The 15,308-nt window shown below is 58.4% G+C and carries 14 protein-coding genes and 3 tRNA genes; 9 read left to right on the plus strand and 8 right to left on the minus strand.

The window, feature by feature from the left end:
• Positions 1 to 97: 97 nt before the first annotated feature.
• Together AB4N53_RS05475 and AB4N53_RS05480 are read right to left on the minus strand one after the other, a co-directional pair.
• Positions 98 to 379 (minus strand): peptidylprolyl isomerase, encoded by a 282-nt coding sequence (locus tag AB4N53_RS05475; protein WP_122590857.1) that lies wholly within the window; start codon positions 377 to 379, stop codon positions 98 to 100.
• 95 nt (positions 380 to 474) lie between these two features.
• A complete protein-coding gene (locus tag AB4N53_RS05480) occupies positions 475 to 1,344 on the minus strand; it encodes an esterase/lipase family protein (RefSeq protein ID WP_460125337.1) in 870 nt (289 codons plus the stop codon).
• Between the two features lie 333 nt (positions 1,345 to 1,677).
• Between AB4N53_RS05480 and AB4N53_RS05485 the strand changes: the two genes are divergently transcribed.
• The gene (locus AB4N53_RS05485; protein ID WP_460118840.1) at positions 1,678 to 2,757 is read left to right on the plus strand and encodes a hypothetical protein; all 1,080 of its coding nucleotides are present in this window, start codon (positions 1,678 to 1,680) and stop codon (positions 2,755 to 2,757) included.
• 53 nt (positions 2,758 to 2,810) lie between these two features.
• On the opposite strand, the gene AB4N53_RS05490 is transcribed toward AB4N53_RS05485, so the two are convergent.
• Positions 2,811 to 3,884 carry a 3-deoxy-7-phosphoheptulonate synthase gene (locus tag AB4N53_RS05490; RefSeq protein WP_460118842.1) on the minus strand — a complete coding sequence of 358 codons (1,074 nt, stop codon included), beginning with the start codon at positions 3,882 to 3,884 and terminating at the stop codon, positions 2,811 to 2,813.
• 607 nt (positions 3,885 to 4,491) lie between these two features.
• On the opposite strand from AB4N53_RS05490, the gene AB4N53_RS05495 reads away from it, so the two are divergent.
• The 6 genes from AB4N53_RS05495 (at position 4,492) to AB4N53_RS05520 (ending at position 8,379) form a co-directional block, all read left to right on the plus strand.
• Positions 4,492 to 4,935, plus strand: a complete 444-nt coding sequence (locus AB4N53_RS05495; RefSeq protein WP_460118844.1) for a GNAT family N-acetyltransferase — start codon at positions 4,492 to 4,494, stop codon at positions 4,933 to 4,935.
• Positions 4,936 to 5,062: 127 nt separating this feature from the next.
• A complete protein-coding gene (gene gacA / locus AB4N53_RS05500) occupies positions 5,063 to 5,704 on the plus strand; it encodes a response regulator transcription factor GacA (protein ID WP_024012761.1) in 642 nt (213 codons plus the stop codon).
• A 2-nt stretch (positions 5,705 to 5,706) separates the two neighbouring features.
• Positions 5,707 to 7,530 (plus strand): excinuclease ABC subunit UvrC, encoded by a 1,824-nt coding sequence (gene uvrC / locus AB4N53_RS05505; RefSeq protein WP_024012762.1) that lies wholly within the window; start codon positions 5,707 to 5,709, stop codon positions 7,528 to 7,530.
• Between the two features lie 32 nt (positions 7,531 to 7,562).
• Entirely contained in the window at positions 7,563 to 8,123 is a 561-nt protein-coding gene (gene pgsA, locus AB4N53_RS05510; RefSeq protein WP_460118847.1) for a CDP-diacylglycerol--glycerol-3-phosphate 3-phosphatidyltransferase, read from the plus strand.
• 60 nt (positions 8,124 to 8,183) lie between these two features.
• Positions 8,184 to 8,259 (plus strand) — tRNA-Gly (locus AB4N53_RS05515).
• Positions 8,260 to 8,305: 46 nt separating this feature from the next.
• Positions 8,306 to 8,379 (plus strand) — tRNA-Cys (locus AB4N53_RS05520).
• 85 nt (positions 8,380 to 8,464) lie between these two features.
• Here the strand turns inward: AB4N53_RS05520 and AB4N53_RS05525 are convergent.
• The gene (locus AB4N53_RS05525; RefSeq protein ID WP_460118849.1) at positions 8,465 to 9,004 is read right to left on the minus strand and encodes a GAF domain-containing protein; all 540 of its coding nucleotides are present in this window, start codon (positions 9,002 to 9,004) and stop codon (positions 8,465 to 8,467) included.
• Positions 9,005 to 9,501: 497 nt separating this feature from the next.
• Here AB4N53_RS05525 and AB4N53_RS05530 point away from each other — a divergent pair.
• Together AB4N53_RS05530 and AB4N53_RS05535 are read left to right on the plus strand one after the other, a co-directional pair.
• A tRNA-Leu gene (locus AB4N53_RS05530) sits at positions 9,502 to 9,588 on the plus strand.
• A 160-nt stretch (positions 9,589 to 9,748) separates the two neighbouring features.
• The gene (locus AB4N53_RS05535) at positions 9,749 to 9,877 is read left to right on the plus strand and encodes a hypothetical protein (RefSeq protein ID WP_460118851.1); all 129 of its coding nucleotides are present in this window, start codon (positions 9,749 to 9,751) and stop codon (positions 9,875 to 9,877) included.
• 7 nt (positions 9,878 to 9,884) lie between these two features.
• On the opposite strand, the gene AB4N53_RS05540 is transcribed toward AB4N53_RS05535, so the two are convergent.
• From AB4N53_RS05540 to AB4N53_RS05555, 4 genes are all read right to left on the minus strand, one after another.
• Positions 9,885 to 11,177: an MFS transporter gene (locus AB4N53_RS05540; RefSeq protein WP_460145101.1), complete on the minus strand. Its 1,293-nt coding sequence runs from the start codon at positions 11,175 to 11,177 to the stop codon at positions 9,885 to 9,887.
• Positions 11,178 to 11,511: 334 nt separating this feature from the next.
• Entirely contained in the window at positions 11,512 to 12,186 is a 675-nt protein-coding gene (locus tag AB4N53_RS05545; RefSeq protein WP_071172297.1) for a polysaccharide lyase family 7 protein, read from the minus strand.
• A 27-nt stretch (positions 12,187 to 12,213) separates the two neighbouring features.
• Positions 12,214 to 13,398, minus strand: coding sequence for an MFS transporter (locus AB4N53_RS05550; protein WP_460118853.1), 1,185 nt, complete (start codon positions 13,396 to 13,398; stop codon positions 12,214 to 12,216).
• 409 nt (positions 13,399 to 13,807) lie between these two features.
• On the minus strand, positions 13,808 to 15,286 hold the full coding sequence (locus AB4N53_RS05555) for a family 16 glycosylhydrolase (RefSeq protein ID WP_460118856.1): 1,479 nt from the start codon (positions 15,284 to 15,286) through the stop codon (positions 13,808 to 13,810).
• Between the last annotated feature and the right edge of the window lie 22 nt (positions 15,287 to 15,308).

Genomic DNA, 15,308 nt, shown 5'->3' on the forward strand with positions numbered 1-15,308 from the left:
AGTTGTACGCGAGCCGCGCGCCACTCGCCAGCCGTATATGTAACTGAAACACAACGGCCCGCCAGAAGGCGGGCCGTTGTAGCGATCGGACGACGAATCAGTCCTGACGGCTGGTGACTTCCAGCAGGTGATAACCGAACTGAGTCTTTACCGGGCCTTGCACGACGTTGATCGGCGCGCTGAACACCACGGTGTCGAACTCCTTGACCATCTGGCCTGGACCGAACGAACCCAGATCGCCGCCCTGACGGCTGGACGGGCAGGTGGAGTTGGCTTTGGCGACTTCAGCGAAATCGGCGCCGCCTTCGATCTGAGTCTTGAGTTCGTTGCACTTGTCTTCGCTGGAAACCAGGATGTGGCGGGCAGTGGCTTTAGCCATGGGAAATTCTCCGAACTGTTTCAATAAAAGGTGGAGCCTACCGGAATCAGTGGGCGAATTCTCGGCAAAGTTCCATTCTTGATGGCGGATCCGGTTCAGAGATCCGCCGCTCGCAGGCGCCGTGCATGTTCAACATACAGCTCAATCGGATCGGGTGAAGGCACCGCTGCCCCAGCGGTACGCCGCAGGCTGGCCAGATGATCCATTGGATAGTCAGAGCGTATTACATGCCCCAGATGCGTACTGAACCGTCCGACGAAACCGTCATTCTGCTGGGGTTCGGTGGTGAAGTATTGCGCCAGGGCCCGACAGATGCCCTGGACGGGATCCAGTGCTGGCTGCGTCGATTGCGGAACAACTCCACTCCATGAATAATAACGCACGCCGTTGACTTGCTCGGCGCCGTGGCCTCCCCATGTTTGCGGCAGACCTTGTGGGTACTTGTCATTGAATTGACCAACGCCAACGGTCGTCAGCGCATTGAGGGCGGACAGCGCATTCTGCGGTAATGCCACGCTGCCGCTGAGCAGGCACAGAAGATCGGCAAATTGTGTCGCGACATTCTGCGCAACGACTTCCGGCAGCTTGCCGGGAATCAGTGCCTTGCGCAGAAAATCGGCGAGCTCCGAGCCATGATTCGGGCCACTGACGGATGTAACTGAAGCGACGAGGTCTGGTGCAAGCGCTGCTGCATAGCGAGCAGCCAAGGCGCCCTGACTGTGTCCTATCAGATTGACTTTTTTCGCACCTGTGCCTCGCAGCACGCAGGCAATCTGTGACAGCAATTGCTCACCCCTGATTTCGTTGTTGTGAGTGGCGCAAAGGTGTGGAACAAACAATCGACAGCCGGCCGCTTTAAGCGCGCACCTGACGTCATGGAACAGCTCGAAATGACCGATACGCTCGAACCCGAACAGACCGTGGACCAACAGGATTGGATAACGAGTTGTAGCATTCCGTTGCATGTTCTTACCTTTTTCGTAGAAGTTCATCGGGAAATCACCGGGCCACTCTAAAACACTCATCTCGTTGAAGAAGTACGAAGAGGCTTCACTTGGTGTTTGAAAATGGACTACGAGGTGTACGAAATTTCGGAGACGCGTGAAATCCGAATCGGAAGTTCATTGGGTCGTTTGTCGGCATAACAGTGCGAACGCCGTAGTTGCCTACTTTGCGAGTGGCGGTTACGCCGTTGTCGCGGTGTATTCGACTGACATCCAGAACACCCAAAGAGGTCCTCAATGTAGATGTCAGTGCCGTCATTCGGAACGGCACGTTTTCCAGGGAGTGGAGACGAAATGAACAGCCATGAAATCGAGTTTTGCTGGCGGATGCGTCAGTCCGCAGTTGCCGAAATATCTATCGAGCCTCTGATCGCGCCGACGATTGACGGGTTGGAGGGCAGCGTCCTGGAGCCTTCGCTGGCCAGGGCCGTCGTTCGCATTGCCCCTTATGCCAACATGCATTGTGGTGATCAGCTGACGTTGAACTGGGAGGGACTGGATATCGAAGGCTTCGCCTATCAATACGAGAAGGTTCGATTCGTCAGTCAGGCCCAGATTGGCAAAGAAGTCATCTTCGTCATCAAGGGCATGCATGTAGCTGCACTGGATGGGGGGTCACTGCAGGTCTACTGGTCACTGCAAAGTGCGCGGACGACCAGCCCCGTGGAATCCGCACGCCTGCAGTTATCAGTGGGGGATGTCCGCGCGCAATTGCTGGCGCCACAGATAGAAGGATCGGTAAACGGAGCGCTGGAGCCGTCGCGAGTGACCGAGGGCACATTGGTTATGTTGCAGCCTTATGCGCGAATGTCTGCGGGTGATCGGGTGATGTTGTCCTGGCATGGAGATACCTCACCCGAGATTTTTACCGATACGTTGAAAGTGGAGGCCTATGCCGTTGCACAGAATCTGTCGTTTTGGGTGCCGGGCAGTTGCATCGAAGCGCATCGCGGTGGTGAGGTCGTCGTCGCCTACCGTGTTGAATATCCCTGTGGAACGGTTCGCACGTCGGAGCCAGCGAAAGTTTTCATCGGGCCTGCGGTGCGTGCTCAACTCGCTGCGCCGGATGTCGTTGAAGCGATTGAAGACGTGTTATCAGTGAAGGATTCGGTAGACGGGGTTTGCATTCGCATTGAGGACGCGCAAGTGCAGGAGGATGAGTTGGTCTATCTCAAGCTTGACGGTGAATTTTTCAGTCACCGGGATGATCTTGAAATCACTTCGGAGATGGCCGGGCGACCGCTGAGTTTCATTGTCCCTCACCGGTTCTGGCGTGAACATCATGGGACAACGGTCGAGATTGCTTACACCGTTGAACGCCTGGATGACGTCAGTCAGCAGTCTGCGGTGAGGCGGATCAACGTAGTGGCATAGCCTGGGAACGTCAGCCCTCCGCGCTCTGAATGGAGCGGGAGGGCGACTTGCGATCACATCCTGGTCTGTGCGAGACGGTTCGCGGCGTCGGTCAGCAGTTGTTCCGTTGCGCCGAAGCCGAGGCAGCCATCGGTAATCGATACGCCATAGCGCAAAGAAGTGCTCAGCGGCTGGCAGCCTTCGAACAGGTGGGATTCGAGCATCATGCCGATAAGCGAATGGTTACCGCGCAAGCGTTGTTCAAGCACGTCGTTGAACACCGCTGGCTGACGCAGTGGGTCCTTGCCGCTGTTGGCGTGGCTGCAATCGACCATGATTCGGCTGGGGATCCTCAGCCGACTGAGTTCGGCGCTGATTTTGGCCACGCTGGTTGCGTCGTAGTTTGGCCCCTGATGGCCGCCGCGCAGCACCATGTGGGTGTCCGCATTGCCAGCGGTTTGCACGATCGCCGGATGCCCTTGGCTGTCCACGCCGAAATGCCGATGCGGATGAGCTGCCGAGCGCATGGCGTCGACGGCAACGGCGGCGCCGCCGTCGGTGCCGTTTTTGAAGCCGACCGGCATGTTCAGGCCACTTGCCATCTCTCGGTGAATTTGCGATTCGGTGGTGCGGGCACCAATGGCGACCCAGCTCAGCAGGTCATCGAAGTAATTGGCAGCCATGGGTTGGAGCAGTTCAGTGGCAACCGGTAGTCCGAGCTGGATCATTTCCAGCATCAGTTGGCGGGAAAGCGTCAGGCCGGCAGCCATGTCGTCAGTGCCATCCAGATGGGGATCGTAGGCCAGGCCTTTCCAGCCGATTGTGGTACGTGGCTTTTCGACGTAGGCGCGCATGACCAAGAGCATTTCACCGCTGACATCCTCAGCCAGACGAGCGAGCTTGCTGGCGTATTCGATTGCCGATTGCGGGTCGTGGATAGAGCAGGGACCCACGACGACCAGCAGTCGCGAATCTTCACCATTGAGGATGGCACGCACCGCCTGGCGATGGGCGTTAACCTGTTGATGCAAGGAGTGACTGAGCGGTAATTGCTGTTTGAGCTGCAACGAGCTGGGCAGGCGCAGGGTCAGTGCTTCGTTGGCAGAATCGAGGGCGGACAGCGGCAAAGCGGAAACGGAGGAATTCATATTCGGTCTTCCTGGGCGGATGGCGGGCATTTCCCGCGCGCTCGGCCCTACTGGGGTGTTCGACAAATGGCCGTACTGGCTAGGCGTGTGTGTTTGCCACCTGTGGGCGACCGATCGGAGGCGGCAGGCTGTCCCGAACGGAGGCTGGTAAATCGCCAGGCGCTGAAGCTGTCGTCGCGGTAATAAGTGCTGTAGTTCATGGTGTAATCCTCAAAGTGTCTGGTGTGGTGCTGGAAAAGGTCGGGCCTGAAAAAACAAAACCCCCGGTCGGGAGGCCGACCGGGGGTTGAGAAATCTCTGGTAGGCGACCCGTTATGATGGGCGCCGTTTGGGTATCAGGCGCGCCAGTGGCTAAACCAATACCCAAAATAAAAGTTGGCTGGAGCACACACGTCATTCACCCGGACAGGCGCAATCGAGCGCGGGGCGCTGGCGATGCAGATCTGTGGAAGGGCGTTGGACATGGTTTTCTCCGTTGAATGCGCCGAGCTTACTCGACGCCGATACGCGTCAGCAATCAGAAAATGCTATTGCCTGCCGGTCGAAATGACTATTGAGTTGCAAACCATGCGGGTGAGATAACTTTTTGCAGTTATGGAGGCGGAGAATGAACTACCGGACTCGGCATGCCACCGATGATGATCTGGCTTTCTCGCGGGATCTGACATGTCGGAACATGCTGCGTTATTACATTGACCACGATCTGTTGTGGCAGGACGAAGCGTTCGACGCAGGCTGGCAGTACCGCGAGAACTGGATGATCCTCCAGGATCAAACTCTGATCGGCTTTTTCAGTCTGAGCCAGGATGCCCGGGCGCTGTACATACGCGAATTACAGATTGATCAGGCCTGGCAAGGGCAGGGTGCCGGTTCCTGGGTCATCGATCAGGTTGTCGAAATGGCCGCTCAGGCAAGGCGACCGGCACTGCGCTTGACGGTGTTCGATAACAACCCGGCGCAGAAACTCTATGCGCGCAAAGGACTAAGCATCGTGGGCGTGGACGAGTGTTTCCTGAGGATGCAGCTTGTTTTGAGCACAGCTGTGCTCTGAAACCCACAGCCGGCAAGCCCTGACTGATGAATTGAAACTTTTTAAATGCGGCTTTCCGCTAGGTCTGTCTGGCACTTTTTGCTAAGGTGTCCGGCATCCCAATAAGACCATATCGCGAGGTGTCTGCTTGATTAGGGTGCTAGTGGTCGACGACCATGATCTCGTTCGCACAGGCATAACACGGATGCTGGCCGATATCGACGGCCTGCAAGTGGTGGGGCAGGCCGAGTCAGGTGAAGAGTCCTTGATCAAGGCCCGTGAGTTGAAGCCTGATGTAGTGCTCATGGACGTCAAGATGCCCGGCATCGGCGGCCTCGAAGCCACGCGAAAACTGCTGCGTAGCCATCCGGACATCAAGGTGGTTGCTGTTACGGTGTGCGAGGAAGACCCTTTCCCGACACGTTTGCTGCAGGCAGGCGCCGCCGGTTACCTGACCAAGGGCGCGGGTCTGCCGGAGATGGTCCAGGCGATTCGGCTGGTTTTTGCCGGGCAGCGCTATATCAGTCCGCAAATCGCCCAACAGTTGGCGATCAAATCCTTCCAGCCGACCAATGATTCGCCGTTCGATGCCTTGTCGGAGCGGGAAATCCAGATTGCGCTGATGATTGTCGGCTGCCAGAAGGTCCAGATCATTTCCGACAAGTTGTGCCTGTCGCCGAAAACCGTGAACACCTACCGCTACCGCATTTTCGAGAAGCTTTCGATCAGCAGCGACGTCGAATTGACCCTGCTCGCGGTGCGTCACGGCATGGTGGATGCCAGCGCCTGACCATGACCGAGACATTCGATTCCAGTGCTTTCCTGTCGACCGTCAGCGGTAGGCCCGGCGTCTATCGCATGTTCGACAGCGAGGCGCGCCTGCTCTACGTGGGCAAAGCGAAAAACCTGAAGAAACGTCTGGCGAGCTATTTTCGCAAGACCGGCCTGGCACCCAAGACCGCTGCACTGGTCGGGCGTATCGCTCAGGTCGAAACGACCATCACCGCCAACGAAACCGAAGCGCTACTGCTTGAACAGACGCTGATCAAGGAATGGCGGCCGCCGTACAACATTCTGCTGCGCGACGATAAATCCTATCCTTATGTGTTTTTGTCGGATGGGCAGTTTCCGCGCCTAAGCATTCATCGCGGGGCCAAAAAGGCCAAGGGCAAGTATTTCGGCCCGTATCCAAGTGCCGGCGCTATCCGCGAAAGCCTGAGCATTCTGCAAAAAACCTTTTTCGTCCGTCAGTGCGAAGACAGCTATTACAAGAACCGTACGCGTCCCTGTCTGCAATACCAGATCAAGCGCTGCAAGGCGCCTTGTGTGGGTCTGGTCGAGCCTGACGTTTACGCCGAAGACGTGCGCCACTCGGTGATGTTCCTTGAAGGTCGCAGTCATGCGTTGACCAACGAGTTGTCCACCGCGATGGAAGAGGCGGCGATTAATCTTGAATTCGAACGTGCCGCCGAATTGCGCGACCAGATTGCCTTGCTGCGTAGAGTACAGGACCAGCAGAGCATGGAGGGCGGAACCGGCGATATCGACGTCATTGCCGCATTCGTCAACCCTGGCGGCGCCTGTGTCCACCTGATCAGTGTGCGCGGCGGCCGAGTGCTGGGCAGCAAAAATTTCTTTCCGCAAGTCGGCATCGAGGAAGACGTTTCCGAGGTCATGGCAGCGTTCCTCGGCCAGTACTACATCAGCAGCCCCGAACGCGATCTGCCGAGCGAACTGATCGTCAACGTGGTTCACGAAGACTTCCCGGCGTTGATAGAAGGCATTCATACCTTGCGCGGCCGCGAGTTGGCAATCAGCCATCGAGTGCGCGGCACACGGGCACGCTGGCAGCAATTGGCCGTGACTAACGCTGAGCAAGCGTTGGGCGCACGCCTGGCGAACCGTCAGCACACCGCTGCGCGATTCGACGCGCTGGCCGAGGTGCTGAACCTGGATGAACCACCACAACGCCTGGAATGCTATGACATCAGTCACTCCAGCGGTGAGGCGACGGTTGCGTCCTGCGTGGTGTTCGGGCCGGAAGGCGCGATCAAGTCGGATTACCGCCGCTACAACATCGAAGGCGTCACCGCCGGTGACGATTACGCCGCCATGCATCAGGCGCTGACCCGCCGCTTCAGCAAACTCAAGGACGGCGAGGGCAAACTACCCGACATCCTGCTGGTCGACGGTGGCAAAGGCCAACTGTCGATGGCCCGTGACGTGCTCAACGAACTGGCGGTGCCGGATCTGATTCTTTTGGGCGTGGCCAAGGGCGCAACGCGCAAGGCGGGTTTCGAAACGTTGTATCTGAATGATGCAGCGCACGAGTTCACCTTGCGTGGCGATTCACCTGCCCTGCACCTGATTCAGCAGATCCGCGATGAGGCGCACCGCTTCGCAATCACGGGCCATCGCGCCCGTCGCGGCAAGACCCGCCGTACCTCGACGCTGGAAGGCGTGGCAGGGGTAGGACCGACGCGCCGCCGTGACCTGTTGAAACATTTTGGTGGATTGCAGGAGCTGTCTCGTGCAAGCATCGAAGAGATCGCCAAAGCCCCTGGGATCAGTAAAAAGCTCGCAGAGTCGATTTATGCGAACCTGCATAGTGAGTAGAATGCCCCTTCACCTCGTAGCCAGTTGTGCCGATGAATATCCCTAATCTGATTACCGTTCTACGCGTCTTGCTCATCCCGATCTTCATTTTGCTGTTCTATCTGCCTTACCAATGGAGTTACATGGCCTCCGCCTCGGTGTTTGCCTTCGCGGCCGCAACCGACTGGCTCGATGGTTATCTGGCGCGCCGACTGGAGCAAAGCACGCCCTTCGGTGCGTTCCTCGATCCCGTCGCCGACAAGCTGATGGTTGCAGTTGCCTTGGTCTTGCTGGTGCAGGAACACGGTAATCTCTGGCTCACGCTGCCCGCAGCGGTGATTATTGGCCGCGAGATCGTGATTTCGGCCCTGCGCGAATGGATGGCCGAACTCGGCGCCCGGGCACAGGTGGCCGTTTCCAATCTGGGTAAATGGAAAACCGCTGCACAGATGCTCGCGCTGGTGATCCTGCTGGCTCATCCAAAGGCCTTCAGCTTCTGGGTCGTGCTCGGTTACACGCTGTTGATCGTGTCGGCAGGGCTGACCCTGTGGTCGATGGTTCAATACCTTCGCGCCGCCTGGCCGCACCTCAAGACCGATGTGGAAAAGAAATAAAAGTTTTTTGAATCAAGGGGTTGACGGGGCTTCTTAATTCTATAGAATGCGCCACACCAAGCGGGAATAGCTCAGTTGGTAGAGCACGACCTTGCCAAGGTCGGGGTCGCGAGTTCGAGTCTCGTTTCCCGCTCCAATTTGTACAGTGTTTGTTGTTGCGCTACTGACAGCAAAGACTTTGAGGCCGAGTAGCAAAATGGTTATGCAGTGGATTGCAAATCCACCTACGCCGGTTCGATTCCGACCTCGGCCTCCACTATCAAAAGCCCCGTAGATCAATGATCTACGGGGTTTTTTGTTGCCTTGGAAAAAGAGGGGAGTTGCGCCCCCCTTAGACAGCGTCACTCGCTCAGGCATGCTCCGGTCTTGATATGGCTGGCGCCTTCCACTGTAAGATTCGAAAAAAAGATACAGCCGATAAGCCGTGCGAACAGTGTCAATGTCTCTGCAAGATCCGGGTTATCAAACAGAACAGCTCGGGAATCCAAAGCACAGAGCGCTCCCCACAGTCGCCCATCCGGCAGGAAGACCGGAGCGCCCGCATAGCTTTCAATCGAATATTGTTTCACGACCGGGCGTGACGACAGCCTCCCGTCCTGGCTGATTTGTGGAAGGAAGAGGGCTTGAGGATCCCTTCGAAACTCACTGCACAGCGTGGTTTCCAGATCCAGCGTATCGCCGACGTTTATACCCAGTTCGATCGAATCGTAGGCGGAACAGACGATCCACTCGGTTTCCGTAAATTTTGCGATGCCGGCGAAGCGCGTACCGGTCAAACGGGTGACGAGCTGGAGAATATTGGTCGTCGCTTCGATCTCGGCGATCGCCGAGCGCTCCTCATGGCTCAACGATGCCTTGAGCACGGTGTCACTCATTTGCATAGGGTCAAATCTCCTGATTTCTGGTACATCCCTGAGCTGGGCTCTGGTGACGTGTTGTGGAAGCCAGCGCCTGTAGGGCGGGGTCGTGGTGGATAGGTACAGATTGGTCAGGTCCAGTCGCTGATCCGGCGTCAACGTTTAGCGTAGACACTCAGGCGAGTGGCGGGTTGCTTCGTCATGATCGCCAGCGCAGGAAAATCCTTGACCGGTTTAGCGAAGGTAGCGTTAACCTTATGAATCTATTGAGGTTTATCTCCAGTTTGCGCTCTGATTGCTGAGATCCGTTTTTCACCTTGGCCTCTACTTCAAGCAAGCGACATAGCTCCATGATTTAGTTAGCTTTTTGTTTTTTTGAGCCCTGCAAAATTTAGTTTTCAAATCGCGCACTCCAAACTTGCTTCACCGGGACGTGATGTATATATTCCCCGCTCGGCTTTTCAAGCAGCCATCCTGTCAGGATCGCAACCGCAAGCTGAGCAAAGCAACACCGCGCTACCGCCCGAATGGCGAAACTGGTAGACGCATGGGACTTAAAATCCCCCGCTCGTAAGGGCGTGCCGGTTCGATTCCGGCTTCGGGCACCATCTTTCAATAAAGGCCTGCGAGCGAAAGCTACGCAGGCCTTTGTTCGTTTACCCTTCGCTATTCTTTTTTTCGCCACGCGCATGGCGGGGCGGAGTGCGAAATCCGGAACCACCAGCCCTTCGCCGATGCCGAAATAGCATCGACAACGAGGGCAAAGCCATGACTGAAGAAAAAACCGAAGTGCCGGAAGAAGTACCGAATCAAACAACCCCGGCGCATTCCACTGAAGAAGAGCGCGAGCGCTTGAAGGACTTCAACAAGGACGGCATCCCGCCGGGCAGTTGCTGATCACCTGTCACCGTGGCTGCGTCACCAGTTCTCCGCTGATCGCATCCATCATCGCCGGATGCTCCTCAGCGGCCACGCGCAAATCCTCGGTGACCCGCAACTCCGCACCCGTCGGCGAATAGGTGGCTGCCGCAGTGAACGGTGCGGGGTTGGCCGGCACCGGGCGTTTGCCGCGGCGCCAGAAGAAAAAGCTGACCATGCTCAGGTTGACCACTGCGAATACCCAGAACAGGCCGTTGGCACCGAACGAGTTCATCACCGGCGAGATCATCATCGGGCTGATGGCCGAGCCCAGTGAATTGATCAGCAGCAAGCCCTGAATCATCGGCACCAGCGCTTCGGCCGGGGCGCGGTCGGCCGCGTGGCTGACGGCAACCGGGTACAGCGCGAAGACACCGCCACCGAGCAGAAACAGCATTGCGGCGAGCATCGTCGAGGACAACGGCACGAGCACAATTACCAGAGACAACGAGGTGCACGCCACCGTCAGCAGGGTCAGCACCTGCAAGCGATCGGTGCGGTCGGACCAGCGTCCGACCGGATACTGCAGCAGCATCGCGCCGAGAATCGTCCAGGCCATCATGCTGCCGACTTCACCGACGTCCAGACCTCTGCGTTGCAGATACAGCGGCAACAAGGTGTAGATCGCCGCGATGGTCACGCCCGAACCGAAACAGCCGACCAGCCCGGTCGGCGTCACACCCAGCAGTTGCCGGGGCTTGAGCGGCTCGACCTGATCGAGCAGCGGCGATACGCGCGGCAGGATTACGATCGGCAGCACCGACAGCGCAGCGAGCATGCCGGCGACCATGAACGGCGCGCTGTCGCTCATGCCGGTGATGGTCCCGAGCGTCGCCTGGCCCAAAACGCCAGCGCCATACAGGACGATCATGTACAGCGCGAGCAAGCGCCCGCGAATCTTCTCGTCACCGGCCAGCAGCAGCCAGCTCTCGATCACCAGAAACACACCGACCGTGGCCCAGCCGTTGATCAGGCGCAGGACCAGCCAGCCCCAGGTGTCATAGAACAGACCCTGCAACAGGATGGTTACGGCAATCAGCGAGGCGAAGCTGCCGTAGGCGCGTATATGGCCGATGCGCAGAATCAGCCGGTCATTGAACACCGCACCCAGCGTCAAGCCGATGAAATAGGCGGACGAAACAACTCCGATCATCGTCGCCGAGGCGCCAGCGGCGTCCAGGCGAAGGGTGGTCAGGGAAGACAGAAAACCATTGCCCAGAGCAATAATGAACAGCCCGAGCAGGGGCGCCAGCGCCATGGCCAGCAAACGCGGAGACATAAAAACCTCAAGAAATCGAACAGCGCAACGTGCGCCTCTGCGCATGCGGTTGCCTGGCTGGAACAGGTGTTGTGCAAATGTCTGCCGATCGGGCAGGGCGGTGGCGTCGGCCGACATGGCCAGCCCTGCAAGTGCGCGTCTATGACCAGACGCGCGATTGCAAGAGCGCGCGGGATTCTACGGCTTGCTCAGGATTTGCCAATAGCCGAAGGCTGCGACGTTAGGACGCAGGCAATTTCGAAGTCGAAGAGGAGGCTGAAAACCCACCATCGAGCTCAGCTCTGACAAGGGCCTGCCAGCGAAAGCTGACCCAGGCCCTTGCTCGTTTCAGCGCCTAAGTATGCGAAATCAACAAGTCACTGATGATGCAGATCGAGCCATCCTCTGGCGGCGTGGCGTCGGTGTAGTCGATCTGGTTGTAGACCCCGCCGTGGAAATTGAACACCTGCGAATTCCACGTTGAGTCGAGCTGCAAATCACCTGATGTACCGACAACGCCGTTGTAGTCAACGGTGACTCGAGCGACGCCGGCAGAGTTGGCGCGAATGGTGATCTTGAACTTCGCCCCCAACGGTACGCCCTTGAGCACCGTGGTGTTGACCGGGGTGGGCTGGTTGAAGCTCTGGCGGAAGCCCATGGTGATGTTGCCTTTCTGCCAGAACACTTTGATTGCAGGGCTGTCGTCGTTTTTCACATGCATCTGCGAGATAACGACTTTCTGCGCAGAGTTGACCTTGGTCACGGTCATCTCCTGATAGTTGAGGTGGTCAGCGGCGCTGGCCAGCGACCAATAGAAGGATTCTTTCCATTCGCAGCGAGTGCGGTGAGTGCTCTTGCTCGAGGCGCCTTTGGTTGGCGCGGACAGTTGCAGCGATCCATCCGGCAGCACCGTGACGATGCTGGGGAACTGCGCAATGGCCTCGGCGCCGTTGAGCTCAAGTGCGACCGGATTGGTTGCCGAAACGGGGACCGGAGTGGAGAGGGTGAGATTGCTGATGTTTACGGCCATGGTTTGTACTCCTGACGATAAAAATCATTAGCGACCCAAGCCTTCGGTGGATTGGCACATCTGTCTGCGCGGACTTTCACCATCTCTTGGGCACAGCACCATGGCGGCGCAAGCGGCCGCCGCGAAAACACAAAGGGCAACGATTACGCCGGCAGCCTCCAGCACAGCGCCGAAAACCGGCGTGCCGGTGGTTTGGCCGAGCGCCAGAAGCAGAAACGGAATGCCCAGCCCCAAGTCGGGACGATCCGCAAACAGGCGAATGCCTTGCAGCAGATAAACGCCTGAAGAAACGATGTAGGCCGCGCCAAACAGGCACATTGCGACGAGGCCAGACCCGGCTGATATCGAGGCGGCCGACAGGCCCAATGTCCCGAGGGCGATCCCTGCCAGTGCCAGATGCTGAATACGCACGACACCGAATCGGCCGGTGAACACGCCCGTCATGCATCCGCTGATTCCCGCCGCCCCCAGGACGATCCACGCCCAGGCGATCGACTGATCGCTGAGTCCAGCCTCGCTGCGCAGGATATCGGCACCGAATGTCCAGATCGCCGTGCTCGCCAGGCCCATCAGGAAAGCACTGGCGCACAAAGGCAGTACGCCTGGTCGACGCAGCATTGCCAGCGAGAAGTTCTGCGCGACGTCACGCTCGATCCGGCGCGGTACCGCAAACCAGAGCCAGATCGTGACGCCGATGCCGATCAAGGCAAATAGGGCATACAGCTGGCGCCATTGCCCGGCCGCCAATATCGCCGCCAAACCGGAAAAAACGATGCCCGCTGCCGTCCCGGCATTGATAAAGCCATTGGCGCGCGGGCGATCCGCATCATCAAGACGCGCCGCTACCGCGCTGGCCAATGGCGGCGAAGTCAGACCCGTGCTCAATCCCGCCAGCGCCACACCGCAGCCCAACGTCAGCCCCGACGAAGCGACAACCACCAGTCCCATGCCCAGCGTCGCGGCGGCGCCGGCCATCACCGTCAACCCACGCGGACTGACCTTGCCGTTGCAGATAAACGTGGCAATGATGCCCACACAGTAAGCGGCAAAAGCGCTGCCACCGATCCATCCGGCAGCGGTCACGCTGAGCGCCAGATCCTGACGAATCTGCGGCAGCAGCAGTCCATAGGCGAAGCGCGCCAGGCCATAGGACAAAGCCGTCAGCGCGAAGGCTGCCGCGACCAGATTGAGGCTGCGCCGGTCAAGACTCACGGCGAAATCGGATCTCTGGCAGGAAAGATTTTCTCGACCGCATGCTCGGGCCTGGGCCAAGTGCGATCGGAGATGTAGGGATCATTAGCCATGAGTGTCCTCGAGGATGTCTGTTGCTTAAGTGATTACCGATTCTGATAGCGGACTTGCACTTGGGTTTGATGATTTTCCATCACAGCCGATGGATGGTAGAGCAAAGGGCGAGGGCAGCCCCTCGATTGGCTTGGCGCACGTCGACCTTTGCGAGCAGGCTCGAGGGATTCTTGCGGGTATTGAGGGCAGGGGGATGACACTTGGAGGGAGGCGAGATCGTGCAGGACCGCACGCCGGGAGAACTGCGCAAGCGTCAGGGAGGTTTCCGCACGCTGTGGCGGATGCAAGCGATGGTTGAAAACCGTTGAAAACAGCACTACTGCGGCGAGCGCGTCCAGACCCTGACGTAATCGATGCGAAACACCGACGGCAGGTCAGCATCGTCGACCACACCGAACCAGTCCCACATCGCTTCGCTGTCGAAGACGATTTGCATGGGGAAGTGCCAGTAGTTGTTCTTCGCTTCCCGGACCAATACGCCGTCGACGTACCAGCGCAAAGTCTCGGGTTGCCAGTCAAAGCCGTAGACATGAAAAGTATTGGCCAGCCGCCAGGGTGCAATCCAGGTGCTGCCGGAACTCAGGTGTTGATCGTTCTGCGGTCTGGTCCAGACATGCGCGTTCATGTTGTACAGGCGATCAAAGGCTTCGTTGCGGGTCTTGCCGCCGATTTCGAAGATATCGATTTCCGTGGCATTGTCCGGCAGCCCGGTCCACGCCAGCCAGAACGCACTGGAACCGGCAGAGTTCATCGGTTTCGCCCGGGCTTCGTAATAGCCGTACATGCCCCGTTCGTTGGTTCGCACCATCGCCGAGCTGTAATCCTTATAGCCCAGGGCTACGTATTTTTCCGGCAAGGTCTGTTTGCGGAAAGTGATGTTCAGATTGCCGCTGCCGACCCTGGCGTTCTCCGGCAAAAACAACGCCGGTTTGCGTCCGAGGGAATCAGTACCGGTGGCGTTGTTGACGTGCCAGCGCTCGGCATCGAGGGTGCTGCCGTTGAATTCGTCGGACAGCCGTGTATCGCGTTTCCAGCCGCCGGCATTGGCCTGATCCGACAACGGCAGATCGGGCGTAACGTGCGTCGGGGTCGCGCCTAACGGGCCGACGCGAGTCCAGGCATCGACCTGTTGCGGAATGGCGACCGCCCACTTTTGCGCCAGATACTCGAACACATTGCGGCGTTCTTCCTGGCTGCTGAATGGGCGGTCATAAACCAGTACTTCGGCGATGTCGCCACGCAGAATCTCCGAGGTGCCAACCACGTTGCGCGCCACCGCGAACGGGCCGATCGGTACGTCATTGGTCTCCAGCAAGGCCAGCGCCGGTTCATAGGCGGTGGTCTGCTGCACGCTGATGCCGAAATTCGGCGCGACGTTATCGTTGTCCGCCAGTTGCGGTCGCGAGCTGAACAGTCGTTGCCAGGCCTTGCCGCCGGCCTGTTCTGGCAAGCGCCGCGAGACGACAAAGACTGTCACCGGGCCCTTGGTGGTGCGGATCGCCTGGCCCATGAACGCCGCCGTGCCGCTGAAGCGCACCACGCCGTGGCCGTTGAGGGCGTTGTCGACGCGCGTGGGCAAAGTCGTCGCCGCGCGGTCGTCGACGACCACGTCATTGCCCTTGCCGGATTTATCCAGCCAGCGCACGACCTGATTTTGCCCCTCCAGAGTCATCGAGGCCGGATCATTGCCGTCCAGCCACAACACCAGGCCGTCAGCCACCGGTCGTGGAATATTGGCGCTGACGCCTGCACTCAGCAGTAGCAAAACCAACAGCAAGCAGCGTGATCTGTTCATGAGTCGTCCCTAACTTGGGTTT

It is taken from the genome of Pseudomonas sp. H3_E04 (genome assembly GCF_054668915.1).